The organism is Pseudomonas sp. AM14(2022) (assembly GCF_036346455.1).
Classification (GTDB): Bacteria; Pseudomonadota; Gammaproteobacteria; order Pseudomonadales; family Pseudomonadaceae; genus Aquipseudomonas; species Aquipseudomonas putida_A.
The window spans coordinates 55,435-81,789 of sequence record NZ_JAOTNY010000013.1 but is presented as its reverse complement, the minus strand read 5'-3'; the positions used below and the strand labels follow the sequence as shown (position 1 = coordinate 81,789).

The 26,355-nt window shown below is 59.1% G+C and carries 27 protein-coding genes and 1 tRNA gene; 12 read left to right on the top strand and 16 right to left on the bottom strand.

Annotated elements, in window-relative coordinates:
- Positions 1 to 67: 67 nt before the first annotated feature.
- Positions 68 to 152, top strand: a tRNA-Leu gene (locus tag V3W27_RS22680).
- A 165-nt stretch (positions 153 to 317) separates the two neighbouring features.
- On the opposite strand, the gene V3W27_RS22675 is transcribed toward V3W27_RS22680, so the two are convergent.
- Positions 318 to 674, bottom strand: a complete 357-nt coding sequence (locus tag V3W27_RS22675) for a DUF7079 family protein (protein ID WP_247842114.1) — start codon at positions 672 to 674, stop codon at positions 318 to 320.
- Between the two features lie 67 nt (positions 675 to 741).
- Entirely contained in the window at positions 742 to 1,002 is a 261-nt protein-coding gene (locus tag V3W27_RS22670; RefSeq protein WP_027612145.1) for a DUF6429 family protein, read from the bottom strand.
- A gap of 263 nt (positions 1,003 to 1,265) precedes the next feature.
- Between V3W27_RS22670 and V3W27_RS22665 the strand changes: the two genes are divergently transcribed.
- Positions 1,266 to 1,595, top strand: coding sequence for a hypothetical protein (locus V3W27_RS22665; protein ID WP_103369541.1), 330 nt, complete (start codon positions 1,266 to 1,268; stop codon positions 1,593 to 1,595).
- A 25-nt stretch (positions 1,596 to 1,620) separates the two neighbouring features.
- Here V3W27_RS22665 and V3W27_RS22660 read toward each other — a convergent pair whose 3' ends face one another.
- Positions 1,621 to 2,370 carry a hypothetical protein gene (locus V3W27_RS22660; protein WP_330207605.1) on the bottom strand — a complete coding sequence of 250 codons (750 nt, stop codon included), beginning with the start codon at positions 2,368 to 2,370 and terminating at the stop codon, positions 1,621 to 1,623.
- 119 nt (positions 2,371 to 2,489) lie between these two features.
- On the opposite strand from V3W27_RS22660, the gene V3W27_RS22655 reads away from it, so the two are divergent.
- From V3W27_RS22655 to V3W27_RS22640, 4 genes are all read left to right on the top strand, one after another.
- Entirely contained in the window at positions 2,490 to 2,864 is a 375-nt protein-coding gene (locus tag V3W27_RS22655) for a hypothetical protein (RefSeq protein ID WP_330207604.1), read from the top strand.
- Positions 2,865 to 2,974: 110 nt separating this feature from the next.
- A complete protein-coding gene (locus V3W27_RS22650) occupies positions 2,975 to 3,706 on the top strand; it encodes a hypothetical protein (RefSeq protein WP_223008005.1) in 732 nt (243 codons plus the stop codon).
- 72 nt (positions 3,707 to 3,778) lie between these two features.
- Positions 3,779 to 5,698, top strand: a complete 1,920-nt coding sequence (locus tag V3W27_RS22645) for an alkaline phosphatase D family protein (RefSeq protein WP_330207603.1) — start codon at positions 3,779 to 3,781, stop codon at positions 5,696 to 5,698.
- 32 nt (positions 5,699 to 5,730) lie between these two features.
- Complete coding sequence (locus tag V3W27_RS22640; protein ID WP_330207602.1) at positions 5,731 to 6,114, top strand: hypothetical protein; 384 nt, start codon at positions 5,731 to 5,733, stop codon at positions 6,112 to 6,114.
- Positions 6,115 to 6,351: 237 nt separating this feature from the next.
- Here the strand turns inward: V3W27_RS22640 and V3W27_RS22635 are convergent, their stop codons facing one another.
- Positions 6,352 to 7,524, bottom strand: coding sequence for an aspartate aminotransferase family protein (locus V3W27_RS22635; RefSeq protein WP_330207601.1), 1,173 nt, complete (start codon positions 7,522 to 7,524; stop codon positions 6,352 to 6,354).
- Between the two features lie 102 nt (positions 7,525 to 7,626).
- Here V3W27_RS22635 and V3W27_RS22630 point away from each other — a divergent pair, with 102 nt between their 5' ends.
- Entirely contained in the window at positions 7,627 to 8,532 is a 906-nt protein-coding gene (locus tag V3W27_RS22630) for a LysR family transcriptional regulator (RefSeq protein WP_097086174.1), read from the top strand.
- Between the two features lie 54 nt (positions 8,533 to 8,586).
- Positions 8,587 to 8,991, top strand: a complete 405-nt coding sequence (locus tag V3W27_RS22625) for a GNAT family N-acetyltransferase (protein WP_183783918.1) — start codon at positions 8,587 to 8,589, stop codon at positions 8,989 to 8,991.
- 10 nt (positions 8,992 to 9,001) lie between these two features.
- On the opposite strand, the gene msrA is transcribed toward V3W27_RS22625, so the two are convergent.
- Genes msrA through msrB form a run of 3 tightly spaced genes read right to left on the bottom strand, consistent with a single transcriptional unit; the run spans position 9,002 to position 12,059 of the window.
- Entirely contained in the window at positions 9,002 to 9,706 is a 705-nt protein-coding gene (gene msrA, locus V3W27_RS22620) for a peptide-methionine (S)-S-oxide reductase MsrA (RefSeq protein WP_330207600.1), read from the bottom strand.
- A gap of 15 nt (positions 9,707 to 9,721) precedes the next feature.
- The gene (locus V3W27_RS22615; protein WP_330207599.1) at positions 9,722 to 11,497 is read right to left on the bottom strand and encodes a cytochrome c biogenesis protein DipZ; all 1,776 of its coding nucleotides are present in this window, start codon (positions 11,495 to 11,497) and stop codon (positions 9,722 to 9,724) included.
- Positions 11,498 to 11,540: 43 nt separating this feature from the next.
- Complete coding sequence (gene msrB / locus V3W27_RS22610) at positions 11,541 to 12,059, bottom strand: peptide-methionine (R)-S-oxide reductase MsrB (RefSeq protein ID WP_330207598.1); 519 nt, start codon at positions 12,057 to 12,059, stop codon at positions 11,541 to 11,543.
- Positions 12,060 to 12,210: 151 nt separating this feature from the next.
- Here msrB and V3W27_RS22605 point away from each other — a divergent pair, with 151 nt between their 5' ends.
- From V3W27_RS22605 to V3W27_RS22595, 3 genes are all read left to right on the top strand, one after another.
- On the top strand, positions 12,211 to 12,921 hold the full coding sequence (locus tag V3W27_RS22605; RefSeq protein WP_027612158.1) for a response regulator transcription factor: 711 nt from the start codon (positions 12,211 to 12,213) through the stop codon (positions 12,919 to 12,921).
- Entirely contained in the window at positions 12,918 to 14,438 is a 1,521-nt protein-coding gene (locus V3W27_RS22600; protein ID WP_330207597.1) for a sensor histidine kinase, read from the top strand. The genes V3W27_RS22605 and V3W27_RS22600 overlap by 4 nt, the downstream gene beginning before the upstream one ends.
- 119 nt (positions 14,439 to 14,557) lie before the next feature.
- A complete protein-coding gene (locus V3W27_RS22595; protein ID WP_202369000.1) occupies positions 14,558 to 15,259 on the top strand; it encodes a hypothetical protein in 702 nt (233 codons plus the stop codon).
- A 67-nt stretch (positions 15,260 to 15,326) separates the two neighbouring features.
- Here V3W27_RS22595 and V3W27_RS22590 read toward each other — a convergent pair whose 3' ends face one another.
- The 9 genes from V3W27_RS22590 to hmpA all read right to left on the bottom strand — a co-directional run bounded on the left by V3W27_RS22590 (position 15,327) and on the right by hmpA (position 24,397).
- A complete protein-coding gene (locus V3W27_RS22590) occupies positions 15,327 to 15,818 on the bottom strand; it encodes a RidA family protein (RefSeq protein WP_135296519.1) in 492 nt (163 codons plus the stop codon).
- A gap of 406 nt (positions 15,819 to 16,224) precedes the next feature.
- Positions 16,225 to 17,112: a heme o synthase gene (gene cyoE, locus V3W27_RS22585; protein WP_330207596.1), complete on the bottom strand. Its 888-nt coding sequence runs from the start codon at positions 17,110 to 17,112 to the stop codon at positions 16,225 to 16,227.
- A 10-nt stretch (positions 17,113 to 17,122) separates the two neighbouring features.
- Positions 17,123 to 17,458 carry a cytochrome o ubiquinol oxidase subunit IV gene (gene cyoD / locus V3W27_RS22580; protein WP_003227981.1) on the bottom strand — a complete coding sequence of 112 codons (336 nt, stop codon included), beginning with the start codon at positions 17,456 to 17,458 and terminating at the stop codon, positions 17,123 to 17,125.
- Positions 17,458 to 18,081, bottom strand: a complete 624-nt coding sequence (gene cyoC, locus V3W27_RS22575; protein ID WP_003227982.1) for a cytochrome o ubiquinol oxidase subunit III — start codon at positions 18,079 to 18,081, stop codon at positions 17,458 to 17,460. The genes cyoD and cyoC overlap by 1 nt, the downstream gene beginning before the upstream one ends.
- Positions 18,082 to 18,084: 3 nt before the next feature.
- The gene (gene cyoB, locus V3W27_RS22570; RefSeq protein WP_330207595.1) at positions 18,085 to 20,112 is read right to left on the bottom strand and encodes a cytochrome o ubiquinol oxidase subunit I; all 2,028 of its coding nucleotides are present in this window, start codon (positions 20,110 to 20,112) and stop codon (positions 18,085 to 18,087) included.
- Between the two features lie 3 nt (positions 20,113 to 20,115).
- Positions 20,116 to 21,057 carry a ubiquinol oxidase subunit II gene (gene cyoA / locus V3W27_RS22565; protein ID WP_027612162.1) on the bottom strand — a complete coding sequence of 314 codons (942 nt, stop codon included), beginning with the start codon at positions 21,055 to 21,057 and terminating at the stop codon, positions 20,116 to 20,118.
- An 825-nt stretch (positions 21,058 to 21,882) separates the two neighbouring features.
- A complete protein-coding gene (locus V3W27_RS22560) occupies positions 21,883 to 22,392 on the bottom strand; it encodes a disulfide bond formation protein B (RefSeq protein WP_025109264.1) in 510 nt (169 codons plus the stop codon).
- Between the two features lie 25 nt (positions 22,393 to 22,417).
- Positions 22,418 to 22,978, bottom strand: a complete 561-nt coding sequence (locus V3W27_RS22555; RefSeq protein WP_330207594.1) for an ester cyclase — start codon at positions 22,976 to 22,978, stop codon at positions 22,418 to 22,420.
- 237 nt (positions 22,979 to 23,215) lie between these two features.
- On the bottom strand, positions 23,216 to 24,397 hold the full coding sequence (gene hmpA / locus V3W27_RS22550) for an NO-inducible flavohemoprotein (RefSeq protein ID WP_330207593.1): 1,182 nt from the start codon (positions 24,395 to 24,397) through the stop codon (positions 23,216 to 23,218).
- Positions 24,398 to 24,559: 162 nt separating this feature from the next.
- On the opposite strand from hmpA, the gene norR reads away from it, so the two are divergent.
- Complete coding sequence (gene norR, locus V3W27_RS22545) at positions 24,560 to 26,113, top strand: nitric oxide reductase transcriptional regulator NorR (protein ID WP_330207592.1); 1,554 nt, start codon at positions 24,560 to 24,562, stop codon at positions 26,111 to 26,113.
- The last annotated feature ends 242 nt before the right edge of the window (positions 26,114 to 26,355 follow it).

Sequence of the window (26,355 nt, the reverse complement as noted above, 5' to 3'; positions counted from 1 at the left end):
ATCAAAAATTGACCATGAAACGTGATTGACCAACGGTAATCACCTCTCTATACTTCGCCGCCATTGAGCCCTGATGGCGGAATTGGTAGACGCGGCGGATTCAAAATCCGTTTTCGAAAGGAGTGGGAGTTCGAGTCTCCCTCGGGGCACCAAAATCAAGAAAGGTCTTGCTTGGCAAGGCCTTTTTTTCGTCTGTCGGAAAGTGCCCCCTCTCCACTCAATGGCCACCTGCTCACCCGCGATGAGACCGGTTGCGCGATAAACTTGGCGAAGTATTTATCGCTAAAAGCGAAGAACTTCAGACGCTCGCCACAAGCTCAAAGCCTGCTGGCGATTTCTTGCCACATATGGTCGTAGTTGTATTTCAACCAACGAATCAGCAACTTGTCGAACAACCTGCGAAACCAATTACGCTGCCGCGCCGCAAGCCTTTCCTCTATCTCGCCCCTGAGCCAATCAGGGTCAAAACCTGTCCAGACAGTCGGCAAGACCGCTGCAATGTTCATAAAGCACACCGGCGCTACTTCTGAATAAAAAATCTCGTAGAGCACCGCTGGATCGACGCCTTTTAGCTGGCATGCGATGTAATCGTAATCAGTGGGAAAATGGTTGAACGGTTCGGACAGTGCGGCTCTAACGTTTGTCAGTTGTGGTTCATTCAGAAAATGCTCCAACGGGAAAACCCCTCCATTTGCGTTCCACTGGCGCGGCGCAGTTCAAACGACGAGCCGATACAGGAACTCAGATATCTGGATCAGGCGCACGCGGGGCTTGAACAACTCCCCCAAACAAACGCTCAGCTATCTGACGACCTCGTTCCTGGCCCTCCTCCGTCAACCAGATCGATTTGTTCCTGTTTACCGGATTACTGATGAGACCCTGCTCATGCAATCGGTTCATGACTTCAAAATCGAAGCCTTTCCATGCATTGCCGTCGTCGGAACTGAAAGCGGCCAACAGGGCAAGCACAGCCTCTTCAATCAACTTTTCGTCGTATTCCATGATCGTCGCTCCGCTCATGTGTCTGAACTAACGTTGAGTTTGTATGGCACCTCATACTCACTGACCATCCTGAGAAACTCGCTCTGTTGCTTAGATCATTGAATATCCCGGCGCTGTCCGTGCAACCTGTTTTGCCTCGGGACTGCACCTGATGCGTCCGCTCAGTATAATCACGCCCGCCCGGCTGGTCTGCCGCCCCGTTGCGGCTATCGTTGGTCGTACAGAATTTCAAGACTCATGCTTAAGGACCTCCAAGGCCAACCATGGAAACGTCACTGGAAACAGTCGCCCTTTTCTCCCTCAAGCTCGCTTACGAGGAGGAAGGCCTGAGCCCGATTCTGCGGGATGACATGGTCATGGGTGACTATCAGAAAGACGTGTTCGAACTGCTGGTGCGCCGGGGTGATGTCGAGACCATCCAGTTCAAGATGAACGAGTGTCTGGGCTTGGCGATGGATGCGTTGGGCGGTGTCGAGAAACCGTTGGGGCGGGAGCTGCACAAGCTGTCGGCCGATTTCCGTCAGGCGCAGTCGCTGGAGCAGCTTGATCAGCCGCTCCTCGCGCTCAAGGGTTATCTGAAAGACATCCTCTGATCCATCGCGCCGTCCGTACAGTCTTTCAGCGCCGTGCCTTCAACACCCGAATATCCGTCGCAAATCCATCCGCCCCCACAATCTTCTTCCAGCCCACATACTGAAACTCGCCCCGCTCATCGATGTAATCGCCCTTCTCCACCGACCGGCCGCCGACGATCGCCACGCGTTTTTCCTCGCCACAGCCGCCATCCGACGGGCGCACGGTATAGATCACATACGGCTTCACATACTGCGTGGCGCGGAAGTGTTGGCCGCAGATTTCGTCGACGGTGATCAGCATGGTTTTCAGGCGGGCTTCGCCGTCCATGTCTTCGTGGAGTTTGAGGAAGGAGATCTCGCCGACGTCGCTGTAGCCGAGTGACCGGGCGCGTTTGTATTCGGGGGAGTTCTGGTGGGCGATGCGGCCTTGCTCGGCGGCCTGGTTCATTCTGGCGGCGAACTCGGCATTGCCTTGCGCAATGGTTGCCTCGGCCTGGGCGGCGACGTTTTCGCATTGCGCGAATTCGCGGGAGCCGAGGTATTGGGGCGTCAGGTTCGAGCGGCGCTGGTTCATGCTCCGCAGGCTGTTGTCGAGGTCGCCGATCACCTCATAGGCGCTGGGTGCGCGACCGCTCTGGACGTCGGCGATTTTCTCCTGCATTCGCTGGCAGTTGGCGAGGTAATACTGCCAGCTGCTTTCCGGGGGTTCCTTCCACTCGGCGAATGCCGGGGTAATGACAGCGGCGCACGTGATTGCACAGAGCAAGCGCAGAACAGAAGCAGCTTTTGGCATGAGTAGTCCATTACAGGAATCAAGAAAGTGGCGCGACGCTACTATTTTGCTATCGTGCCGTCCACTGTCGGCAAGGTGCCGAGCGTTTGTACCGTGACGGGTTTCGAAGGATGGATACGATGGATGTTGTGTTTTTCTTTATCGCCTGGATAGGCATGTGGGTCTGTGTGGTCAGGCAGCGTGGTGCGTGGAATCTGCTACTCGCCAATGTGTTGGGTGCGGCCAGCGGCATGATTGTCGGCCTGGTGGTTTCGCAGCTTTGTGTCGGTCTGTTCGGCTCTAGCCGGCCACCGGTCCCAGGGGTCATGGGATCGCTTCTGGAAATACTGGCGACTGCCGCGGCGCTGACCGGCGTATGGATGCTGGTGGCCCGTCGCTCGCAGGTCGAACACCCTGTCGCGCGTCAGCTACTGGCCGGCCTTTGCGGCGTTGTGGCCGGCATAACGGCGATCATGTTTTTTGTTCAGATCAATCCGCCCAATCTCGGCATGTGAATGTCTTCGTGGCGTCAGACCTCTATTTTGATATCTTGCCGTCCATCTTCAGCACTCACCGCCAGTGGGTGCTGTTTTGCAGGCTATTGAAGGGTTAAGGAAAGGATCGAATGGAGTTTCTGAGTTTTCTGGCATTTATCGCCGCCTGGGGTTTGATGTGGCGCTGGGTGGTGAAAAACCGCGGCAGCTGGAATCTGTTTTACGGCAACATCGTTGGCGCGGCGGGCGGTTTTATCGTCGGCATGGTGGTGCTGTCGATCTTCCTGTCGTTGTTCCCGTCGGCGCATAAAGCCGAAAAGGCGCCAGTCGAAGACGTGATCGCACAGAACGATGTCACCACCAGTCTGTTGCCCGAAGCCGAGTCGGATTCGACGTCCGCGGTGCTGGAAAACGCGCCGGGCTTTGCCGCGATCGAGCCGGATAACCAACCTTCTCCGCCGGATTCCGCACTGCTGCCGAATTACGCCAGCCGGGCGCCGAAATCGATATCGGAAAAAACCGTCCTGGATCAGAGCGACGCGCAGGGCCGTAAAGCGCTCACCGCGCTGCGCGACAAGCTTGGGCAAAATGCCGACAGCGATAAATCGATGCTCGCGTATGTCATGTGCGGCACGGTGGTCACCAGCACACTGCGCTTCCCAGCGTCGGAGCGCTTCGCCGACAGTTCCGCCATTGTCACCAAGCGCTTCAAGGATCAGGTCTACACCCTCAGCAACAAGGTCACCGCGCGCAACATGAACGGTGATGACGTCACTTATCGCTTCGACTGTTCGGTGCAGGAACAACCCGCGTCCGCCGAATGGCGACTGCTGGCGCTGAAGCTGCAGAAGGCTGACTCTTAAGCCTCGTTTAAGGGTTCAAGGCGCCGGCTGCGCTATCATCGCCAGCCTGTGCGTCTTGAGCTTTGCCCCTGAATGTCCCCGATACCTGCTGACCTGAATCCGCTGCCTCCCGTCTTGGCCGGCCCACTGCTGCGCCGGCTGGAAACCACGCGCGTGGTGCTGTGGCTGGTCGGTACGCGTCAACTGTCGCTGACGTTGCGCCTGCAAGGCGTAGGAGACATCCCTCTCTATGCCGGGAAGTGCACGGTCATTCCTGTAGGCCGTCATGCGTTCGTTCATTTGATTGACGTTGTGCTCGACAGCGCCCTGCCCTGCGACACGCGCATCGACTATGACCTGCTGATCGATGGCCAGACGCCCATCGCCGAATGGGCGCCGCACCTGCTGTACGGCAATGCCCGCTGTCCAAACCTCGTCGTGCGCTCACGGATTGATCAGTTGCTGCATGGCTCCTGCCGCAAACCACATCATCCGGCGGCAGACGGTCTGCTGTGCGTCGATCAACTGCTGTCCGGCGAAACCGATCCGCAACAACGCCCAGCGCTGCTGATGATGAGCGGCGACCAGATCTACGCCGACGATGTTGCCGGCCCGATGCTGCGGGCGACTCATGCGTTGATCGAGCGCCTCGGCCTGTTCGACGAACACCTCGAAGGCGCGGTGGTCAGCGACAGCGCCAAACTCTACGAACACCCGGCCAGCTACTACCACCGTGCGGACTTGTTACCCGCGCTGGAGAGCAACGAGACCTTGCGCGAGCGATTTTTCGGCGGTGCGCGTAAGCCGATTTTCACCAGCAGCAGTGCTGACAATCATCTGGTGACCTTCGCCGAAGTGATGGCGATGTACTTGCTGGTGTGGTCACCAGTTGCCTGGGCGTTGATCAATCCTGCTGCTCCATCGCTGACGCCTGAACGCTTGAAGCGCTACACCCTGGAGCAGACCCGAATCGATGGTTTCAAGGCCGGGTTGGCCAACGTTGCCCGGGCGCTGGCGCACCTGTCGAGCCTGATGATTTTCGACGATCACGACATCACCGATGACTGGAATCTTTCCGCGCAATGGGAGGAAACCGCCTACGGTCATCCGTTCTCCAAACGCATCATCGGCAACGCCTTGATCGCGTACATGTTGTGTCAGGGCTGGGGCAACAATCCGGATGCGTTCAAGGATGTGCTGGAGAACACCCGACGCCTGAGCGCCAGTGGTGACGATCAATATCTCGACAGCCCGGTGCAGGACGCGATGATCGATGATTTGCTGCGCTTTCAGCATTGGCATTTCGTGCTGCCGAGCAGCCCGGCGCTGGTAGTGCTCGACACCCGCACCCGGCGCTGGCGCAGCGAGATGGCACTCAAGCAACCCTCCGGTTTACTGGACTGGGAGGCGCTGAGCGAACTGCAGCAGGAACTGCTCGATCATCCGTCAGCGATCATCGTTTCCCCCGCGCCGATCTTCGGCGTGAAGTTGATCGAAACCGTGCAGAAAGTTTTCAGTTGGTGCGGCTATCCCCTGTTGGTCGACGCCGAAAACTGGATGGCTCATCGCGGCGCCGCGCAGGTGATCCTGAACATTTTCCGACACACCCGCACACCCGGGAACTACGTGGTGCTGTCCGGCGACGTGCATTATTCCTTCGTCTACGAAGTGCTTATCCGACACCGCAAGGCCGGGCCACGGATCTGGCAGATCACCAGCAGCGGGATCAAGAACGAGTTCCCGAAAACCCTGCTGGAATGGTTTGACCGCCTCAACCGCTGGCTCTATTCACCGCGCTCGCCGTTGAACTGGTTCACCAAACGCCGACGCATGCGCATCGTGCCGTACACCCCGGAACATGCCGAAGCGGGTGAGCGTCTGTGGAATTCAGCCGGGATCGGGCAGGTGTTTTTCAATGCGCAGGGACAGCCGAGCGAGATCATTCAGCACAATTCGAACGGGGCGCTGAAGACGCGGATGCTGGCGCCGGAGTTGGGGGATTATCCTGATTGATATGGTTTCCTTTTGCCCATAGTGAGATTGCAATGACGATACCTTCGCGATTACTTATCACCCGCGACAGCGTACATGCCGGCGATGATTGCGAGGCTCCCGATGCGCGCTGGATCAACCTGCAAGTGAGTGAAACCCTGGAGGATGCCCTGCGCCTACTACTCCACAATGGTTATCTGCCAAGCATTGCTGGTGGATGTGCGACCTGGATCGTACGCGGCCCTCAGGCCCTAGCTGTAGTTGCCCAACAATGGCGGGAGCCGCGTTTTCTGGTCGACGCCCAGTCGACACTGGTCAATTTGGAAGAGTTGAGATTTGTATATTGGTGCCAGGTAGATCCAGAGATTGTTTTCGACTGCCTGCTAACAGGCGCCGAACTTCCTGACAGATACAGCGGATTTAAGACGTCAAAGTAGTCGGAAGGGGATTACAGTTTTTAAGGAAACATCTCTGGAATCGCTGGTTCATACTCTGCCTCCCTTACACAGGAAGCAGAGCCATGCGAAAAAGAAAGCCAGACCCTTTAGAAATCGATACAACGACTTACCTTTTAAGCTCCCCGGCCAATGCTAGAAGGCTGCTGAGATCTATCGCAGAAATGCACAATGGAATTCGTGCAAATACGGACGCCTCTTCGTTCAATTTCGTGCCTCTCAGTCAGTTGAGACCGCCAGCCCCACACCTCTGATAATCATCCCCACCTCCCGCTCATCAATCGTCAGCGGCGGCAACAGCCGTATCGTCTTGCCACGCGTCACGTTGATCAGCAATCCATGATCCCGCGCAGCAATCAGCGTCAGATCGCGGATCGGCTGCTTCAACTCGATACCAATCATCAAGCCCTGCCCGCGAATCGCCAGCACATTGGGGTTGTCTGCCAGTTCGGCGCGCAGTCGGGTCAACAGGCGTTCGCCCTGCACCCGGACATTTTCCAGCAAGCCCTGTTCTTCGATGATATCCAGCACCGTGCAGCCGACCCGGCAAGCCAGCGGGTTGCCGCCGAACGTACTGCCATGGCTGCCGGGCGTGAACAGGTCCGCAGCTCTGCCCCGCGCCAGACAGGCGCCGATCGGCACACCGTTGCCGAGGCCTTTGGCCAGGGTCATGACGTCCGGCACGATACCTTCATGCTGGAACGCAAACCACTGACCGGTGCGGCCGATGCCGGTCTGGATTTCGTCGAGCATCAGCAGCCAGGCGCGCCGATTGCACACTTCCCGCAGAGCTTTGAGGTAGCCGGGTGGCGCCAGTTGCACGCCGCTTTCGCCCTGGATCGGCTCGACCAGAATCGCCACGATGCGCGCGCCATGTTTTTGCTGCAGCTGATCCAGCGCCGCCAGATCACCGAAGGGCACTTTGACGAAATCACCCGGCAGATCATTGAAACCCAACCGCACCGCCGGGCCATCGCTGGCCGATAAAGTCCCCAACGTGCGGCCATGAAATGCGTTGGCCATGACCACCACCAGCGGCCGTTCGATACCTTTGCTCCAGCCGTACAAGCGCGCCAATTTCAGTGCAGTTTCATTGGCCTCGGCGCCGGAGTTGTTGAAGAACGCCCGGTCCATTCCCGACAGCTGCGTGAGTTTTTGCGCCAGCTGTTGCTGCCAGTCGATGCTGTACAGATTGGAGGTGTGCAGCAGCATTCCGGCCTGCTCACTGATGGCCGCGACGATCCGTGGGTGCGAGTGCCCGACATTGGTCACCGCAACCCCGGCGACAGCATCCAGGTATTCACGACCGGCCTGATCCCACAGGCGAGTGCCCAGACCTCTGGTGAAACTCAGAGCCAGCGATTGGTAGGTGTTCATCAGGGCGGCGGTCATGACTTCAAACTCCAGTGAAGGTCGGTGTGTTTGCAGTATGGTTAGCCACCAGAACTGGATAAACTCGGCAAAACTTCAATCATTTAAAAGCAGGGCTTGATAATGGACCTGTTGCAGGCAATGAGCGTCTACGTGAAGGTCGTGGAAGCCGGGAGCATGACGGCAGCTGCGTTGCAGTGCGAAATGTCCACGACCATGGTCGGAAATCACCTGCGCGCACTGGAGCAACGGCTCGGCGTACAGTTGCTGCAGCGCACCACCCGCCGGCAGCGACTGACCGAGTTCGGTAGCGTTTACTACCAGCGCTGTCTGGATGTTTTGGGCTTGGTGGCCGACTCCGAACGCCTCGCCGAACAGGCCCTTGATGAACCACGTGGTCTGCTACGCATCACCGCGCCGCTGACTTTTGGCGTCGAACGCCTGGCCCCGGCGCTCAGCGAATTCTCCCTGCAATACCCGCAGGTGAAGATGGACGTGGTGCTGACCAACCGCCGCCCGGATCTGCTGGAAAGCGGCCTCGACGTAGCGTTTCGGCTGGGGCACTTCGAGCAGTCGAACCTGATCGCCCGGCCGCTGATCGACTACACCCTGACCGTGTGCGCTTCGCCGGCTTACGTCGCCCGACGCGGCATGCCGATCACTCCGGAAGACCTGCAACAACACGACTGCCTGTCCTTCGCCTACCCCGCTGGCGACGACTGGCAATCAGTGGAAAAACGCTGGCGCCTCAGCGGCCCGGACGGCGAGATTCTGGTCGACGTCAGCGGCCCGATGCTGATGAACACCTCCGCCGGCCTGCATCAGGCAGCGCGCACCGGCATGGGCATCGTGATGTTGCCGGATGCGCTGGTGGAACAGGATCTGCGCGACGGCAAACTGGTGACGGTGATCCCCGATTACCAGCCACCGAGCCGCCCTTTGCATCTGTTGTATGCCCCGGATCGTTATCGTTTGCCGAAGCTGCGGCGCTTCGTCGAGTTCGCGATGAAAACCTGGGGCAGATCCTGACTTAGTTGCTATCGACTACGCTCCGGTGATTGCCGACAAGGATGCTGCCACGTGATGAAAAACGACCTTACCGTACGCGATCTGTTGCCCGAAGAAGTGGAGCCAGTGCGGCTGTTTCTCGGCCTACATGGCTGGGGACACCGGACAGGCTCCAGCGACTATTTCGCCCAACTCATCGAAAACTCGCAACGCACTGCCGTCGCGCTGAGCGGCGAGCAGATCATCGGTTTCGCCCGAGGCATCACCGATGGTTTGTCCAACGGTTATCTGTCGATGGTCGTGGTTGATGGCCAGCATCGGCGCGCCGGCGTCGGGCGCGCACTGGTCGAGCATGTCATGGGGGACAACCCCGAGATCACTTGGGTCCTGCGCGCCGGGCGCGAAGGTGCGGAGGCGTTTTTTGCCAGTTTGGGGTTTGAAACATCAGTGATTGCCATGGAGCGCCCAAGGCTCAAGTAACACGTGAGAATCAACTCCCGCTTTTCACCAACACCGGTTTCTCCTGATAACGCTGCGCAAACAACTGCTTCAACTGCTCGACCTTGGGCATGTCGTTGATCACGATGTACGGATAGCTCGGGTGTTCGGTGAGGAAATCCTGGTGATAGTCCTCCGCCGGGTAGAAGCCGTTGTAGGTTTCCAGTTGGGTGACGATCGGTTTGCTGTAGGCATGCGCCGCGTCGAGTTGGGCGATGTAGGCCTGGGCCACGCGTTGCTGGTCGGCGTTGACCGGGAACAGCGCCGAGCGGTATTGCGTGCCGCTGTCGGGGCCTTGGCGGTTGAGTTCGGTCGGGTTGTGGGCCACCGAGAAGTAGATCTGCAGCAGGCTGCCGTAACTGACTTGCGTCGGATCGAAGGTGACTTGCACGGACTCGGCATGACCGGTGTCGCCTTCGCTGACCCGCTCATATTGCGCCGTGTTCGCCGCGCCGCCGGCATAACCGGAGACGGCTTTCTGCACGCCTTTGACGTGCTGGAAAACCCCTTGCACACCCCAGAAACAACCACCGGCGAACACTGCGGTTTCACTGTGCGCCTGAGTGGTTTCGTCGAGGGCCGGTGGCGGGATGGCCACCGCGTCCTCTGCACCGAAAGAGAACGCCGAGCACTGACCGATCACACCAGCCATGGCGACGCCGAGCAGTGCACGGCGCCAGTTGTTTTGAGCTTTCATGTTGCGCACTCCCGATCAGCCGAAGGTGAAGGCGTAAGCCGATACGCCCGGGTCAAGAAATTCGATGGTGAAGGTGCGATCCTTCACCTCGTCGGTTTGCCGTACCAGTTGATACAGGCGCTGCTCGGTCACGCGGCCGCTGCCATCCGCGGCGACATCGACACCGTGGGCGTCACCCGGCGCCTGCCCGTCAATCGACACGTTGAAACGCACCGGTTTGCCATCCGCACCCGGGCCCAGCACCAGATGCAGATCGCGGGCGTGGAAGCGGTAGACGATGCGACTGGCCGGCGCGCTGGCGGTGGCCTGCTCGGCACCGACGGCCCACTGGCCGCCAAGGCTCCAGTCATTCAGGGTCAGGTTGGCGGGTGGGTTATAGGTCGCGACCTTGTCAGGCACCAGCCCGGTTTCCGGTACGAAATGTTCCGCACGCTGGTAGCCGACGTAGGTTTCCGGTGACAGCACCTGATTCATGTCCGGCGCCTGTTGCACGCCTTGGGCATCGGCGTTGATCAAGCCGTCGGCGACGGTTTTCGCCCCGGCCTCACGCAGCAACTGCTGTATGACCCGTTCCGATTCGGCGTAATCCCCTTCGCCAAAATGGTGGTAACGAATCCGTCCTTGAGCATCGGCAAAATAATGCGCCGGCCAGTATTCGTTGTTGAAAGCACGCCAGATTTTGTAGCCGTTATCGATGGCGACCGGATAGTTGATACCCAGCTCCTTCATGGCTTTAGTGACATTGCCGACATCGCGCTCGAAAGCGAATTCCGGGGCGTGCACGCCAATCACTACCAGGCCTTGATCGCGGTACTTTTCCGCCCAGGCTTTGACGTATGGCAAGGTGCGCAGGCAGTTGATGCAGGAGTAGGTCCAGAAATCCACCAGCACCACTTTGCCCTTCAATGCCTGGGCGTCCAGCGGTGGCGAATTGAGCCATTGCACGGCGCCATTGAGCGGCGGCAACTGGCCTTCAACCGGTAGTGTTCCCGGTGCCTTGTCGGCAACTTTCATCGCCCCACCGGCAGCAGGAATCTGCGCCATCATGGTTCCGTTGCCCGTCGGCGATTTGCTGGACAGCTTGCCGACCAGCGCCTGTTCAATCCCGCCCGTGGAAGCCGTCGACAGCCGCGCCAACAGCCCGGTGTCGAGGCCCAGCGCAATCGCTGCGACACCCGCCAGCATCGCCGCCCCCAACCCGCGCCGGATCCACTCCCCCGTACCGATCGAGCGCTTCATCAACGCAAAGACCTTACTGCCCAGCAGCAGCGCCGCCGCCAGTGAAGTCGCGGCGCCCGCCGCGTAGGCGAGCAACAACAGCGTGGTGGCGATGCTTGCCCCTTGCAACGCGGCTCCGGTCAGAATCAAACCGAGGATGGGCCCGGCGCACGGTGCCCAGAGCAGACCCGTGGCGACGCCAATCAGAAACGAGGCGCCGGGACGCGGACGATTGTCCTGGCCCGCGGCTTCGGACAGCCGACTGCCGGCCGAGACCAGCGGTCGCGTCAGGCGCTCGGCGAGGCGCGGCAGCAGCAGCGTCAGCCCGAACAGTGCAACGAACAGCAACGCGAGCCAGCGCCCGTACTGATTGACTTGCACCACCCAACCGCCGCCCACCGCCGCCAGCGTGGCGACGAGGGCGAAAGTCAGCGCCATCCCGGCCAAGAGCGGCAAGCCACTCTTGATAAACGGCTGCCCGGTGCGAGCGAAGACAAAAGGCAGAACAGGCAGGATGCACGGACTGACGATCGTCAGTACACCGCCCAGATAAGCGAGAACCAAGAGCCACATGGTGTCGTCCTGTAGAAAGTGAACATCGAAAAATGGCCATGGCTCATGCCGCCACGGGTTTGAACGTCATCACCAGGCCATTCATGCAATAGCGCAGGCCGGTGGGTTTCGGGCCGTCGTCGAACACATGTCCCAAGTGCCCGCCGCAGCGTCGGCAGTGCACTTCATTGCGTGACATGCCGAACGATCGGTCCTGACGCGTGGCCACCGCATGCTCCAACGGTGCCCAGAAACTCGGCCAGCCCGTGCGGCTGTCGAACTTGGTCGCCGATGAAAACAGCGCCAGATCACAACCCGCGCAGGCGAATGTGCCGTTGCGATGTTCGTTGTTGAGCGGGCTGGTATAGGCCCGTTCGGTGCCTTCATCGCGCAGGATGGCGTACTGCTCGTCCGAGAGCAGCAAGTGCCATTCACTGTCGCTGTGGCTCACCTCGAAAACCTCATCGGCATGGGCTTGCTCGATCAGTCCGGTGCTCGAGGAAAATTTTGGCAATACACCCGCCACCAGAGCTGCAACCCCCAGCCCGCCGCTCGCTACGAGAATCTGTCGCCGTGAAAACATGGCCGTCTCCAAAAATTCCAGGTGCCTGTCATGGAACACAGCCTAGGCTTGGGTTGATCGCCAAATCCTCTCGGGAAGTTAACGAATTCGTGATAACTCGCCCCGAGGAAAACCCGCACAATGCGCTCACTGCGCCGAAGGATTGAGCTTGATGGAATTAACCAGACGCATCCTCGTGGTCGAGGATGACCAGCACATCGCCGATTTGATTTGCCTGCATTTGCGCGATGAACATTACGACGTCGTGCACTGCGCCGATGGCGACGAAGGCATGCGCCTGTTGCAGCAAGGGCAATGGGATGCACTGATCCTCGACCTGATGCTACCGGGGGTCGACGGCCTGGAAATCTGCCGCCGCGCCCGGGCGATGGCGCGCTACACGCCGATCATCATCACCAGCGCCCGTTCCAGCGAATTGCACCGCATTCTGGGTCTGGAACTGGGGGCTGACGATTACCTCGCCAAACCGTTTTCAATGCTGGAACTGGTGGCTCGGGTCAAAGCCTTGCTGCGCCGGGTCGACGCCATGGCGCGCAACCTGAAGATGGACGCCGGCAGCCTCAGTCTCGATGGCCTGAGCATCGACCCGATCACCCGCGACGTCGCCCTCAACGGTGCGCGGCTGGACCTCACTCCGCGAGAGTTCGACTTGCTGTATTTCTTCGCCCGACAGCCGGGCAAGGTGTTCTCACGCATGGACCTGCTCAACGCGGTGTGGGGTTACAGCCACGAGGGTTATGAACACACGGTGAACACGCACATCAATCGCCTGCGGGCGAAAATCGAAAGCGATCCGGCGCAACCGACACGCATCCTCACTGTGTGGGGTCGCGGCTATAAATTCGGCACGGAACAACCATGAGACTGAACCTGTCGCAGCGCCTGTCGCTGGTGTTCGCCGTTTTGCTGCTGGTGTGCTGCGGCACCTCGGCATGGCTGCAGGTGCGCTCCAGCAAGATGCATGAACTGGAAGTGGTGCAAGGCCTGTCGCGGGATCTGGCGCAGCACATCGCCCATGACACGGTGCTGATGGACAGCCATGGCCTGATGCCCGGCGCCGTGCGCGAACTGTTCAGCAAGCTGATGCTGGTCAACCCGAGTGTCGAGGTGTACCTGCTCGACCCCGAGGGGCGGATTGTCGGCAATGCGGCACCGGAAGGACATCTGCGCCGGGAGACCATCGATCTGGCGCCGATCCGCCGGCTGCTCGATGACCAGCCGTTGCCGATCCTCGGCGATGACCCGCGAAGTGCCGACGGGCGCAAGGTCTTCAGTGCCGCGCCTTTACGGGTCAACGGCAAACCCGCCGGTTATCTGTACGTAGTGTTGCTCAGTGAAGAACACGATCGTTTCGCTGAACGGGGCGCGACCAGTGCCGCGCTCAACACTGCATTGCTGTCGATCGGACTGGTCGCATTGCTATGCCTGATCGCCGGTCTCACGGCGTTCAACCTGATCACCCGGCCACTGCGCCGATTGACCGAAACCGTCACCCGCTTCGACATTGATGGCACGCCGCAACCTCTGCCCGCTCCGTCAGCGACTGTGGATAAAAGCGCTGACCCGGATGAAATCGCCGTACTCGATGGCGCCTTCCGGCAGATGCAAAACCGACTGGGTGATCAGTGGCGCTCGTTGACCCGCCAGGATCAGGAGCGCCGCGAACTGGTGGCGAACATTTCTCACGACCTGCGCACACCGCTGGCCTCGTTGCACGGCTATCTGGAAACCCTGTCACTCAAGGACGCCACACTCACCGCCGAAGAACGCCGGCGTTATCTGGGCATTGCCCTCGATCAAAGCCGCAAGGTCGGCGGGTTGGCGCAATCGCTGCTGGAGCTGGTGCGTCTGGAGCACGGTTTCGTGCAACCGGTACTGGAGCGCTTCTCGCTGATCGATCTGCTGCAGGACATCTTCCAGAAATTCGAACTGGCCGCCGAAGCACGGCACGTTGAACTCAAGGCCAGCTTCGGGCCGAACCTGCCGGCGGTGTGTGCCGACCTTGGCTTGATCGAACGGGTGCTGACCAACCTGGTGGACAATGCCTTGCGCCACACGCCTGCGGGCGGTGAAATCGAGCTGGATTTGAAATCCCAGGGCGCACTGGTGGAAGTCACGGTCAGCGACACCGGCCCCGGCATCGCTCCCGAGTTGCGCGAAGGTCTGTTCCTGCGTCCGTTCAATATTGGTGGGGCGCGGCGTGACGGTGGACTGGGCCTGCGGATCGTCCACCGCATCCTGCAACTGCACGGGCGTGAGATTCAGTTGATCGATGTCGCCGGGCGCGGGGCGACTTTCCGCTTCACGCTGCCGACCGATCAGCAAACCGCTGAACAGTGGATGGTGCGCTCGATGAACCTGAACACGCCGGACAAATAATCCGCACCACCGGACTGTTGTTCCGTGACAACGCCGCCCCGCTCCCCTAAATTAACCGGCCTGAAAAAGACCTCGCGCTTTCTCGTTTCCACTCAAGTTAAAAAAGTAGTGAAATTTCAATGTCCGATTTCAACACCGCTGAATCCGTAGTCACCGAATCGTCCAAAGCGGAATACGAAAACTCCATCAATCTTTCACAACACCTTCCACAAGCCAAAATCATCAGCGAGATGGTGCTGGATGCTTTCCAGTCGACCCGCGAAAGCGACCAGATCCGCGAACTGCGCGCCGCGATCCGTCAGGCGCACGACAGCTTCGATGACGACAAGGCCTACGAGCTGATGGGCCAGCTCAAGGCGCTGAAAGACGCCGAGGCCGCCGACCTCGCCGCCCTCGAAGACCTGAGCAGCAAGTTTTCAATCGGCCGCATCCTGTCCTGCTTCAAGGACGATCCGGCGTTCCAGGAAATCGTTTACGGCCTGGCGCTCAAGGTGCTGAACCAGACCCACCAGGCGATCAGCAACCCGAGCGGCGGCAAGAGCAAGGCTGCCAAGAAGAAAGAACTGGAAATCTTCACCATCAGCAAGGACGGCAGCAGCGTGACCCTGCCGCTGCGCACGCCGCGTTCGCGTCTGAACGTTGACCGTGAAGCGCTGGAGTTCCTCGGTTTCACCTTCGTCGGTGAAGGCGAAGAAGCCGAGTTGGAGGGCGAGACCTTCATCGACAACGCCGGCACCGAACACGCGATCAACCGCAAGAACATCATCACCGCCCTGCAACAGCAAACCGCGTTCGATGGTTACAGCATCGCCGCGCAGTAATCCCGGCGCCGACAAAAAAGCCCCGCTCTGAGATTCAGGCGGGGCTTTTTGTTGGGCGGCGCGGCGATCAGACTTCCGACTGCACCGCCGCGATCATGTCGACTTCAATCGCGGCGTTCTTCGGCAACTGATAGACACCGACCGTGGTGCGGGTGTGCCGGCCGGCATCGCCGAGCACATGGCTGAACACGTCCGATGCGCCGTTTGCCACTTCGCTCAGGTCAACGAAGTCCGGGGTCGACTTCACATACACCGTGACCCGCAACAACGCCCGAATCTTGTCCAGCGAACCCACCGCATCGACAATCAGCGCCAGGCAGCGCATGGCACTGATGCTCGCGGCGGCCTGGGCGTCCTTAAGGGTCAACTCCAACCCCACGCGACCGGGATACAGAATCCTGCCATTGACCCGCGGCACCATGCCGCTGATGTACAACTCATCGCGATGACGGATCAGCGGCGCGTAATTGCCGCCGGCGGTGTTCTCGCCGTAGATGTCGTAGTTCAGCTCGTGTGCCAGGGCAATGAAGCGTTCGTCGCAGGTCATCCTCTCAGTCATTTCGCCCAGCCTTTTGATCAGTGCATGAAGAATCGCAGGTTAAGACCGATGATTGCCGGAGATTCGATTTGTGGCAGGTCATCGACATAGTTGGATCCAAATCTAGGTGTTTCACGAAGTGATAGCAACCGGCCGCTGAGGCATCCTTCGCCACATTTTCACGGTGTGCCGCCATCTCTGCGACGCCCTGCATTAACTCAGCAAACAGATCGCGCTTTTTCACCCAAACCTGCCCCATTAGAAAATAGCCTCTGGGATCCTAACTAATGAAAAGTTTTCTGAAGGTAGGAGATCTCTCTATAAGCAGGCAGTCGTTTCCCAAAGACACGCTCAACCTTAAATAGCACCCAACAAAAAACCCCGCACATCTCTCAATGTGCGGGGTTTTTCGTGAAGCCATCCAGCCTTACGGCGCGTACGTCAGCAGCAGCTCGGCGGGCACCTTGAAGTCCAGGGACATCATGACGCTCAGGGCGGTGATGGTGAAGATCGAGAACACGAACAGCTTGCGTGCCCAGACCGTGTCATCCACCGCCTTGTAGCCGGTCCAGGCCATGTACAACCAGTACATGCCCATGGCTGCGGCAACGGCGAGGTAGCTCATGCCAGCGTAACCGCTGAAGGTCAGCATCAAGGTCGCCACGAGGAACGCCAGGATGTAGAGCAGGATGTGCTTCTTGGCCACTTCGATTCCGCGCTTGACGGGCAGCACCGGAATCGATGCGGCCAGGTAGTCGTTGAAACGGAAGATCGCGATGGCGTAGGAATGCGGCATCTGCCACAGGCTGAACATCACCAGCAGGGTCAGTGCGGCCATGTCGAAGCTGTTGGTTACGGCAACGTAACCGATCACTGGCGGCATGGCGCCCGACAGACTGCCCACCAGCGTGCCGTGAACCGACTTGCGCTTGAGGTACAGGCTGTAGAAGCCGACGTAGATGATGAAGCCGATTACCGCGAACAGGGCGGCCAACGGGTTGGCCACCTTGTACAACAAGGCAATGCCGAGAACACCCAGGATGGTCGCGTAGACCAGGGCCAGTTTCAGGGAGATCAAGCCCTGCACCAGCACCCGGTTCTTGGTGCGTTCCATCTTCAGGTCGATGTCGCGGTCGATGCAGTTGTTGAACACGCAACCGGAGGCCACAACCAGGGATGTGCCGATCATGGCGGCCAGGAACACCGCCAGATCTACATGCCCTTTCGAGGCCAGGAAGAACCCGCCTGCCACAGAAAGCACGTTACCGAAAATGATCCCCGGTTTGGTGATTTGGATAAAGTGCTTGAGCGACATCGGGTCTACCTCACTTCGCCATCATGTACGTGTGGATGCTGAACATGATCCACAGCGACAGGCCAACCAGCAGCAGGATCACGATGGCCGTAAAGACAAACGCGATCACGTTGTTACGTTGTGCAATCGAACGGTCCAGGTGCAGGAAGTAGTACAGGTGAACGATCACCTGGATTACCGCGAACAGCAGAACGATTGCCAGCGTGGTCGACTTCGGCAAGGTCGGGAACATCACCAGGCCGAACGGGATGGCAGTCAGGATCACCGACAGGATGAAGCCGATGGCGTACGACTTTACGCTGCCGTGGCCAGCATCATGGCTGTCATGGGAGTGTGCATTAGCCATTACAGAGTCCCCATCAGGTAAACAACGGTGAATACGCAGATCCACACCACGTCCAGGAAGTGCCAGAACAGGCTCAGGCAGCTCAGACGGGTCTTGTTGGTCGCCGTCAGGCCGTGCTTGTTGACCTGGTACATCATGATGCCCATCCAGATCAGACCCGCAGATACGTGCAGACCGTGGGTACCGACCAGGGTGAAGAACGCCGACAGGAAGCCCGAACGGCTAGGACCGAAGCCCTCGGAGATCAGCAGGTGGAACTCGTTGATCTCCATGGCGATGAAGCCTGCGCCGAGCAGGAAGGTCATGAACAACCAGCCCAGAACCTGCTGCTTCTTGCCTTTGTACAACGCCAGCATGGCGAAGCCGTAGGTGATCGAACTGAACAACAGCAGAGCGGTTTCGCCCAGCACGTATGGCAGTTCGAAAATGTCGTGGCCCGACGGGCCACCGGCGACGTTGTTTACCAGTACTGCGTACACCGCGAAGATCGACGCAAACAGAATGCAGTCGGTCATCAGGTAGAGCCAGAAACCGTATACGGTCATCTCGCCCGAGTCGTGGTGATGGTCATCGTGCCCATGGTCACCATGGGCGTGTCCAACATTGGTCACTAAGTTCGACATGGTTTAAGCCTGTTCCAACGAGGTTACACGGGTGGCATTGGCCGGGATTTTCCCTGCCGCGACCAGACGCTTGTGCTGCTCGGCTTCGATGCGCTCGATCGTTTCAACCGGAACCATGTAGCCCTGGTCGTCACGTGCGGCGTGGATCACGAAGTAGATGACAGCGCCGGCCAGGCTGGCGATCGCCAACCACCAGATGTGCCAGATCATCGCGAAACCGAAGACGGTCAGCAGTGCGCCCATCACCACGCCAGTGGCGGTGTTGTTCGGCATGTGGATCGGCTCGTACTTGGCCGGAGCCTGGTACGCAGTACCGTTTTCCTTGGCTTCGGTGAACGGGTCGATGCAGTCAGCCTTAGGCAGCACAGCGAAGTTGTAGAACGGAGGTGGCGACGAGGTCGACCATTCCAGAGTGTGGGCATTCCACGGGTCACCGTGTTCGCACATGTTCTCTGGCTTGTTGCGGTCACGCACACTGACGTACAGCTGGATCAGTTGGCAGGCGATACCGACAGCGATCATCACCGCACCGAACATGGCAACGTACAGGTACGGTACCCACTCAGGGTTGGTGGTGGCGTTCAGACGACGGGTCATGCCCATGAAGCCCAGTGCATAGAGCGGCATGAACGCGACGAAGAAGCCCGAGATCCAGAACCAGAACGCTGCTTTACCCCAGCCTTCGTGCAGCTTGAAGCCGAACGCTTTCGGGAAGTAGAAGCCGAAACCTGCGATATAGCCGAATACCGCGCCGCCGATGATCACGTTGTGGAAGTGCGCGATCACGAACAGGCTGTTGTGCAGAACGAAGTCAGCACCCGGGATGGCCAGCAGTACGCCGGTCATGCCGCCGATGGCGAAGGTCACCATGAAGCCCAGGGTCCACAGAACCTGGCTGGTGAAGCGCAGACGGCCCTGGTAGATGGTGAACAGCCAGTTGAACAGTTTCACACCCGTCGGGATGGAAATCAGCATCGTCGCCAGACCGAAGAAGGCGTTGACACTGGCACCCGAACCCATGGTGAAGAAGTGGTGCAGCCAAACCATGAAGCCCAGTACCGAGATCGCGCCCGAAGCGTAGATCATCGAGTGGTGGCCGAACAGTTTCTTGCCGGTGAACGCCGAGATCACTTCCGAGAAGATGCCGAATGCCGGCAGGATCAGGATGTAAACCTCAGGGTGGCCCCAGGCCCAGAACAGGTTGACGTACATCATTGGATTGCCACCAAGTTCATTGGTGAAAATGTGGAAATCCATGTAACGGTCGAGGGTCAGCAGTGCCAGGGTAGCGGTCAGGATCGGGAACGAAGCCACGATCAGGACGTTGGCCCAGGTGCAGGTCCAGGTGAAGATCGGCATGTCCATCAGTTTCATGCCAGGGGTACGCATTTTCAGCACGGTGGCGAGGAAGTTGACCCCCGTCAGCGTCGTACCTAACCCGGATAGCTGTAGCGCCCAGATGTAGTAGTCCATCCCCACGCCAGGGCTGTATTGCAGACCCGACAGCGGCGGATAGGCAACCCAGCCGGTCTTGGCGAATTCGCCGACGCCCAGGGACAGGTTGATCAGCACCACGCCGGACACCAGCAGCCAGAAGCTCAGGGAGTTCAGGAACGGGAAGGCAACGTCACGCGCGCCGATCTGCAGCGGCACTGCAAGGTTCATCAGGCCGGTGAAGAATGGCATCGCCATGAAGATGATCATGATCACACCGTGAGCGGTGAAGATCTGGTCATAGTGTTCAGGCGGCAGGTAGCCAGGCGAACCCTCGGTGGCCATGGCCAGCTGGGTACGCATCATGATGGCGTCGGCAAAGCCACGCAGCAGCATGACCATGGCAACGATGATGTACATCACACCGATTTTCTTGTGGTCGACCGACGTCAGCCACTCGGTCCACAAGTAGGTCCACTTCTTGAAGTAGGTGATTGCAGCGAACAACGCCAGACCACCGAGCGCGATCATCGAGATGGTGACCATCACGATCGGCTCGTGGAAAGGGATCGCTTCCCAACTTAATTTACCAAACATCGTTTACTCCTCTGCCCCGGCAGCTGAATGCGAATTCGAGTCCATGTCCGTTGCCGCCACTTCTTTCTCTTTCTTCTCGTGCTTCAGCGGCTTGCCCGGTTTCATGCCTTCGTACTTGTCGACGATGGTCTGGAACAGGTTCGGCGTGACCGAGGAGTAGAGCTCGACTGGATTGTTCTGGCTTGGCTTGGCAAGGGCTGCGTATTCAGCTTGTTCAAGCTGTTTAGGTGCCTTTTTGACTTCACTTACCCAGGCGTCGAAATCTTCCTGAGAAGTTGCGATCGCTTTGAATTTCATACCGGTGAAACCAGCGCCGCTGTAGTTGGCGGAGATACCGTCCATTTCAGCGTTGCGGTCAGCGATCAGGTGCAGCTTGGTGGTCATGCCCGCCATCGCGTAGATCTGGCCGCCCAGGCCCGGGATGAAGAACGAGTTCATCACGGCGTCGGAGGTGATCCGGAAGTTGACCGGAGTGTGCGCCGGGAACACGATCTTGTTGACCGTGGCAATGCCTTGTTCCGGGTAGATGAACAGCCACTTCCAGTCCAGCGCAACGACTTCGATGGTCACCGGCTTGACGTCGGATTCAATCGGACGGTACGGGTCCAGTTTGTGGGTCGAAATGTAGGTGATGTAACCCAGGGCGATGATGATCAGAACCGGGATGGTCCAGACCGCCACTTCGATTTTGGTCGAGTGCGACCATTTCGGGGTGTAGACGGCATCCTTGTTGGACGCGCGGTACTTCCAGGCGAACAGGAAGGTCATGACGATAACCGGCACAACGACCAACAGCATCAGCAGCGTGGCGGTGATGATCAGGTTGCGCTGTTCCAGGCCGACCTGGCCCGTTGGATTGAGCAGGGTCATGTTGCAGCCTCCCAGCAACAACGTGCCGAGCAGCGGCACTAGGCCTAGTAATCTGGGGTACCTGTTTTTACTCATCTCACGACCTCTAAAGCAGCTTGCGCAATGCAGTTGGGTTTTGATCGCCAACACTTCACCCTGCCAAGGGTTGGCATTTTCTTTGGATTGAATAAGGGCCGCCCGTCGCGCGTCAGACGCTCGACAAAACCATGGACAGCGGTCAGTTCTTATTCGAATTCGTGGTCAAAGGCCTTGTTACAGACCAATTCCATTTGGTGCGGAAAGTTGGAAGGCACCGACACCTGGGTGTCGCAAAAGCCTTTCGGCCCGCTCGACACCCGACTTCCTGTCCAGTTCCTTAATAAAGGCTGAACAGTGCCGGGAATTCAGTGCGGGCGATTGTAGATAGGTAGCGCCCTATACACCATGTCTTATCCCGAAATAATTTTTATCGCTCAGAGCAACAATCCATCACCGTTTTTGCAAAAGTTCCGCATGTTATCGAAATCGATTCTCAACAAAAACACCAAAAAATGTAGGCCTATACACCTCAGTTCAGACAGCTCCGAAGGGATTTTCCCGGCAGCGAATCGGCGCAAAGCCCGATATTCAAAGGCCTCTGGCCATCTGCCAGAGCCTGTTAAAACTGCCTGATCTGGCACCTGCGTGCAAAACCAGAAAAATGCCGAAACAGACCAATCCTTTTTTGTAACATTACGCCAATCCGGGTCGCCGAAAGGCCCTGCGACAGGGCGCGTGTGACAACATGTCGCACACCTGCCGCACTCTCCATTGCCGTTCGTCACGGTGATTTCACAAACACTCTGAAATGCAAAACGCCCCGAGCGGCTGATCCGCTAATCGGGGCGTTTTCTGTATCGGCCAATCTGCCGAAGAGTTGATTCAGCGCAGTGCTTTTCGGTTACGCGAGGTCAGCAGCGGCACCAGAATCACCACCAGCACGAACGCCACCAGCGCCCATTGCGCCAGCGACAGACCGAGGATCGGCGGGTACGGCGTCGAGCAGAAACCATCGACCTGGAAGCCCAGCGGGAAGATCTTCGCCAGCGGCAGGTCGTCGACAATCGGCTGCAACACATCGATGCCGCAGCTCACCGCCGGATAGAACTGGGTGTACACGTGATGCCCGGCAACACCGGCGCCGGCGATCGCGCAGATCACCACCAGCACTTCGAACACCGTGATGCTGCGGCGGGTGCGCATGGCCGCGCCGATAAACGCGAACAGCGCAATCAGCAGCAATGCATAACGCTGCAGGATGCACAGCGGGCATGGTGCCTCGCCCAGCACGATCTGCATGTAAAGCGCGCCGCCGATCAGTGCCAGACAGATGATGCCCAGCAGCACCAGAAAGCGCCGCTCACGTCCCAGTCGAATCGTTTCCTCGCTCATCGCGTTTCCCTTGTATGTCCATGGTTCAGCTGGCTGGCGGCTGCGCTTGCAGTTGCGCCATCAGACTGATGTTGTCTTCGATATGCCAATTGGCCGCGATGCGACCGTTGTCGATCTGATAGATATCGGTTGCCCGGAAGTCTACACGCTGGCCCTGTCCTTTGAGAGCCTTGAACGCCCCACTGAAGTGTCCACGAAAGTGCAGGTGCACCACCACGCGGTCACCGGCAATGATCATTTGCTCGATCTCGCAGCTCAGGTCCGGCACCGCTGTACGAAAGAACTTCGATGCCAGCAACGGCCCGGTCGGCCCCTGCACCCGACCTTCGGGCGGGGTCTTGTCGACAAACTGCGGCGACAAGGCTGCCGTGGCCAGGGCCTCTTCCCCACTGTTCCAGAAACTGCCGTAACGCCGCGCCGCCAACTCCATTGCATCGCGCTGAGCCTTGGGCAGGCTCTGATCGACGACCAGGGTCTGTGGTGCGATCAACGCCGATTCGGCCGCAGCAAATGGACTGGCGAATAAAACAGCCGACAGGCCAAGTGTTGCCAGGCTCAAACGAGAAGAGAAGATGATGTGCGACATGGGGGCGATCCTGATCAGTTAAACGAACGAGCGCCTATCATCAGCATCGGGGAATAAACGATAAACCGGTTAAGAAACGATTAACCTTTAAACACTTTTTAAGAATCAAAATTGCGTAACGGCCATCGCGAGCAGGCTCACTCCTACAAGAGATCTGCTTCGTACACCATTTTCATGTACGCCACCGCCCCTGTAGGAGTGAGCCTGCTCGCGATGAAGGCGACTCAGTCCTAAGGATTATTCCAAAGCAGCAGCCGGCCCGAAGAACTCATAACGGCTCTGCTGCTCCGGCACACCCAGCGCCTTCAAATGCCGCTTGATCGCTCCCATGAAGCCCTTCGGCCCGAGGAAGTAAGCATCGACGTCACGTTGCGCCGGCAGCCATTCACCCAATTGCTCTTGGCTGAGGATCCCGACCTTGTCCGCCGCCGGGCTCACACCGTCGTCTTCGGCGTAGCAATAGAAGCGCTTGAGCTGCGGATGGCGCGCCGCCAGCCCATCGATCCAGTCGCGGAACGCATGCACGCTGCCGTTGCGCGCGCAGTGGATAAAGTGCACCGGGCGCTCGGTTTGCAGCGCTGCTTCGAGCATCGCCAGAGTCGGGGTAATGCCGACGCCACCACTGATCAGCACCAACGGCTTGTCACTGGCAGTCAGGGTGAACTCGCCCGATGGCGGGAACAGCTGAATGCTCGCGCCGATGTGCAATTGGTCATGCAAGTGGTTGGACGCACGACCGCCCGGTTCGCGCTTGACGCTGATGCGGTACTGACCTTTATTGGCCAGCGCCGACAGCGAGTAATTACGGCGGATTTCTTCGCCGTCGAGGATCAGCTTCATGCCAATGTACTGACCCGGCTCTGCGGCCAGGATCGGGCCTTTGTCCGCCGGCTCGAAGTAGAACGAAATGATTTCCTCGCTCTCCTCGACCTTGTTCACCACGATGAACTCCCGCGCGCCACGCCAGCCGCCGACTGCCTGTTCTTTCTGGTCGTAGATCGCGGCTTCAGCGCCGATCAGAATCTCGGCCAATTGCCCGTACGCCGCGCCCCACGCGCTCATCACTTCCGGCGTGGCGATCTCGTCGCCGAGCACTTCGGAGATGGCCCGCAGCAGGCAGGTGCCGACAATCGGGTAGTGCTCCGGGAGGATTTGCAGGGCGACGTGCTTGTTGATGATCTTCGCCACCAGATCGCCCAACTGGTCGAGCTGATCGATGTGCCGGGCGTACATCAACACACCATTGGCCAGCGCACGGGGCTGGTCGCCACTGGCCTGGTGCGCCTGGTTGAACAGCGGGCGCACCTCAGGGTATTCGGAGAGCATCATGCGGTAGAAGTGGGTGATCAGCGCTTCTCCGCCGCTTTCCAACAGAGGCACAGTGGATTTGACGATGGCACGATCCTGGACGCTAAGCATAAGAATGACTCCTGAGCTTTTTGAGAATTACCTTAGGCTTATCAGTTTTCGTGCCAGATAAATTATCGTTATAAATCAATGGCTTATTTTTTACGTAGTCATTTAGACTCAAAGCGTTTTATAGTCATCGCGACTACATCGAGTCTCTTTGACTACAAGACCATGACCGCCAAATCCCTGCTCACCGCTCTACTGCCACTGGTCTCCGACCTGTCCCGCGAACTGCCCGAGGGCGAGCGCTATCGGCGCCTGCTCGAAGCCATGCGCGCCCTGCTGCCGTGCGATGCCGCCGCGTTGCTGCGCCTGGACGGCGAATGGCTGGTGCCGCTGGCGGTGGATGGTTTAAGTACCGACACCCTCGGCCGGCGCTTCAAGGTCAGCGAACACCCACGTTTTGCCATCCTGCTGGAAGGCGCCGGGCCAACGCGGTTCGCCGCCGACAGCGACTTGCCCGATCCGTACGATGGCCTGGTCGATGGTCTGGGCGACCACCTTGAGGTACATGACTGTCTCGGCTGTCCGCTGTTCGTCGATGAAAAACTCTGGGGCCTGATCACCCTTGATGCGCTCGACCCGGAGCGTTTCGAGCCGATCGAACTCGACGCTTTGCAAGCCTTCGCCAGCCTCGCCTCGGCCACGGTCAACGCCGCCGAACGTATCGAACGCCTGGCGCTGCGTGCCGAAGACGAACACCAACGCGCCGAGGTCTACCGCCAGGCGAGCGGCCAGCAGCAACGCGAAATGATCGGCCAAAGCAAAGCGCACAAACGGCTGGTGGAGGAAATCAATCTGGTCGGCGGCAGCGACCTGACCGTGCTGATCACCGGCGAAACCGGGGTCGGCAAGGAGTTGGTGGCGCAAGCGATCCACGCCGCCTCGCCGCGCGCCGACAAACCGATCATCAGCCTCAACTGCGCCGCTCTACCCGATACGTTGGTCGAAAGCGAACTGTTCGGCCACGTGCGCGGCGCCTTTACCGGCGCCACCAGCGACCGCCGCGGCAAGTTCGAACTGGCCAATGGCGGCACGCTGTTTCTCGATGAAGTCGGCGAACTGTCGCTGACCGTACAGGCCAAATTGCTGCGCGTGCTGCAAAGCGGCCAGTTGCAGCGGCTCGGCTCGGACAAGGAACATCAGGTCGATGTGCGCCTGATCGCCGCGACCAACCGCGATCTGGCCGAAGAAGTGCGCAGCGGCCGCTACCGCGCCGACTTCTATCACCGCTTGAGCGTGTACCCGCTGCGCGTCCCGGCGCTGCGCGATCGCGGCCGCGATGTGTTGCTGCTCAGCGGCTTCTTTCTGGAACAGAACCGTTCGCGCATGGGCCTCAACAGCCTGCGTTTGAGTAGCGATGCCCAGGAGGCGTTGCTCGCCTACACTTGGCCGGGCAACGTGCGTGAACTGGAACACTTGATCGGCCGCAGCGCACTGAAGGCGCTGGGCAATTGCAAGGTAAGGCCGAAGATCCTCAGTTTGAGCGCGGCGGATCTGGATCTGCCGCGGGAGGTTGTGGATAACTCGCCCGCGCCGGTTGCCGAGGTGCCCGCGATGCCGGTGATCGGCGGCGATTTGCGCAGTGCCACCGAGCAATATCAGCGGCAGTTGATCAGTGCTGCGTTGGCGCGAAATCAGGATAACTGGGCAAGTGCGGCGCGAGAGTTGGGGCTGGACCGGGCGAATCTAGGGCGGATGGCTAAACGCCTTGGGATGAGATAGACCTCCATTGTGGCGAGGGAGCTTGCTCCCGCTCGGCTGCGCAGCAGTCGCAAAAGCAGCGGACATGACCCACCTGATACACCGCGATGGATGGTTATGGGAGCGCTTCGCACTCCAGCGGGAGCAAGCTCCCTCGCCACAGAGCATTCGCCGCCGTTCGGCCGAGATTGGGGATTGAGCCTAAAGCCTGCCCCCGACAAGTCGATAACCCGGCATCAATAGTTTCTGGCGATTTGCACCCT

Bases quoted from the DNA above. Each gene is read 5' to 3' on its own strand.
- V3W27_RS22600 (WP_330207597.1), top strand. From the start codon at position 12,918: ATGAGACTGAACCTGTCGCAGCGCCTGTCGCTGGTGTTCGCCGTTTTG.
- V3W27_RS22635 (WP_330207601.1), bottom strand. From the start codon at position 7,524: ATGACCGCCGCCCTGATGAACACCTACCAATCGCTGGCTCTGAGTTTC.
- cyoD (WP_003227981.1), bottom strand. From the start codon at position 17,458: ATGGCTAATGCACACTCCCATGACAGCCATGATGCTGGCCACGGCAGC.
- cyoB (WP_330207595.1), bottom strand. From the start codon at position 20,112: ATGTTTGGTAAATTAAGTTGGGAAGCGATCCCTTTCCACGAGCCGATC.
- V3W27_RS22665 (WP_103369541.1), top strand. From the start codon at position 1,266: ATGGAAACGTCACTGGAAACAGTCGCCCTTTTCTCCCTCAAGCTCGCT.
- V3W27_RS22555 (WP_330207594.1), bottom strand. From the start codon at position 22,978: ATGTCGCACATCATCTTCTCTTCTCGTTTGAGCCTGGCAACACTTGGC.
- V3W27_RS22615 (WP_330207599.1), bottom strand. From the start codon at position 11,497: ATGTGGCTCTTGGTTCTCGCTTATCTGGGCGGTGTACTGACGATCGTC.
- V3W27_RS22605 (WP_027612158.1), top strand. From the start codon at position 12,211: ATGGAATTAACCAGACGCATCCTCGTGGTCGAGGATGACCAGCACATC.
- V3W27_RS22640 (WP_330207602.1), top strand. From the start codon at position 5,731: ATGACGATACCTTCGCGATTACTTATCACCCGCGACAGCGTACATGCC.
- V3W27_RS22645 (WP_330207603.1), top strand. From the start codon at position 3,779: ATGTCCCCGATACCTGCTGACCTGAATCCGCTGCCTCCCGTCTTGGCC.
- V3W27_RS22655 (WP_330207604.1), top strand. From the start codon at position 2,490: ATGGATGTTGTGTTTTTCTTTATCGCCTGGATAGGCATGTGGGTCTGT.
- V3W27_RS22560 (WP_025109264.1), bottom strand. From the start codon at position 22,392: ATGAGCGAGGAAACGATTCGACTGGGACGTGAGCGGCGCTTTCTGGTG.
- hmpA (WP_330207593.1), bottom strand. From the start codon at position 24,397: ATGCTTAGCGTCCAGGATCGTGCCATCGTCAAATCCACTGTGCCTCTG.
- V3W27_RS22630 (WP_097086174.1), top strand. From the start codon at position 7,627: ATGGACCTGTTGCAGGCAATGAGCGTCTACGTGAAGGTCGTGGAAGCC.
- V3W27_RS22625 (WP_183783918.1), top strand. From the start codon at position 8,587: ATGAAAAACGACCTTACCGTACGCGATCTGTTGCCCGAAGAAGTGGAG.
- norR (WP_330207592.1), top strand. From the start codon at position 24,560: ATGACCGCCAAATCCCTGCTCACCGCTCTACTGCCACTGGTCTCCGAC.
- V3W27_RS22670 (WP_027612145.1), bottom strand. From the start codon at position 1,002: ATGGAATACGACGAAAAGTTGATTGAAGAGGCTGTGCTTGCCCTGTTG.
- V3W27_RS22590 (WP_135296519.1), bottom strand. From the start codon at position 15,818: ATGACTGAGAGGATGACCTGCGACGAACGCTTCATTGCCCTGGCACAC.
- cyoE (WP_330207596.1), bottom strand. From the start codon at position 17,112: ATGTCGCTCAAGCACTTTATCCAAATCACCAAACCGGGGATCATTTTC.
- cyoA (WP_027612162.1), bottom strand. From the start codon at position 21,057: ATGAGTAAAAACAGGTACCCCAGATTACTAGGCCTAGTGCCGCTGCTC.
- msrA (WP_330207600.1), bottom strand. From the start codon at position 9,706: ATGAAAGCTCAAAACAACTGGCGCCGTGCACTGCTCGGCGTCGCCATG.
- msrB (WP_330207598.1), bottom strand. From the start codon at position 12,059: ATGTTTTCACGGCGACAGATTCTCGTAGCGAGCGGCGGGCTGGGGGTT.
- V3W27_RS22595 (WP_202369000.1), top strand. From the start codon at position 14,558: ATGTCCGATTTCAACACCGCTGAATCCGTAGTCACCGAATCGTCCAAA.
- cyoC (WP_003227982.1), bottom strand. From the start codon at position 18,081: ATGTCGAACTTAGTGACCAATGTTGGACACGCCCATGGTGACCATGGG.
- V3W27_RS22660 (WP_330207605.1), bottom strand. From the start codon at position 2,370: ATGCCAAAAGCTGCTTCTGTTCTGCGCTTGCTCTGTGCAATCACGTGC.
- V3W27_RS22650 (WP_223008005.1), top strand. From the start codon at position 2,975: ATGGAGTTTCTGAGTTTTCTGGCATTTATCGCCGCCTGGGGTTTGATG.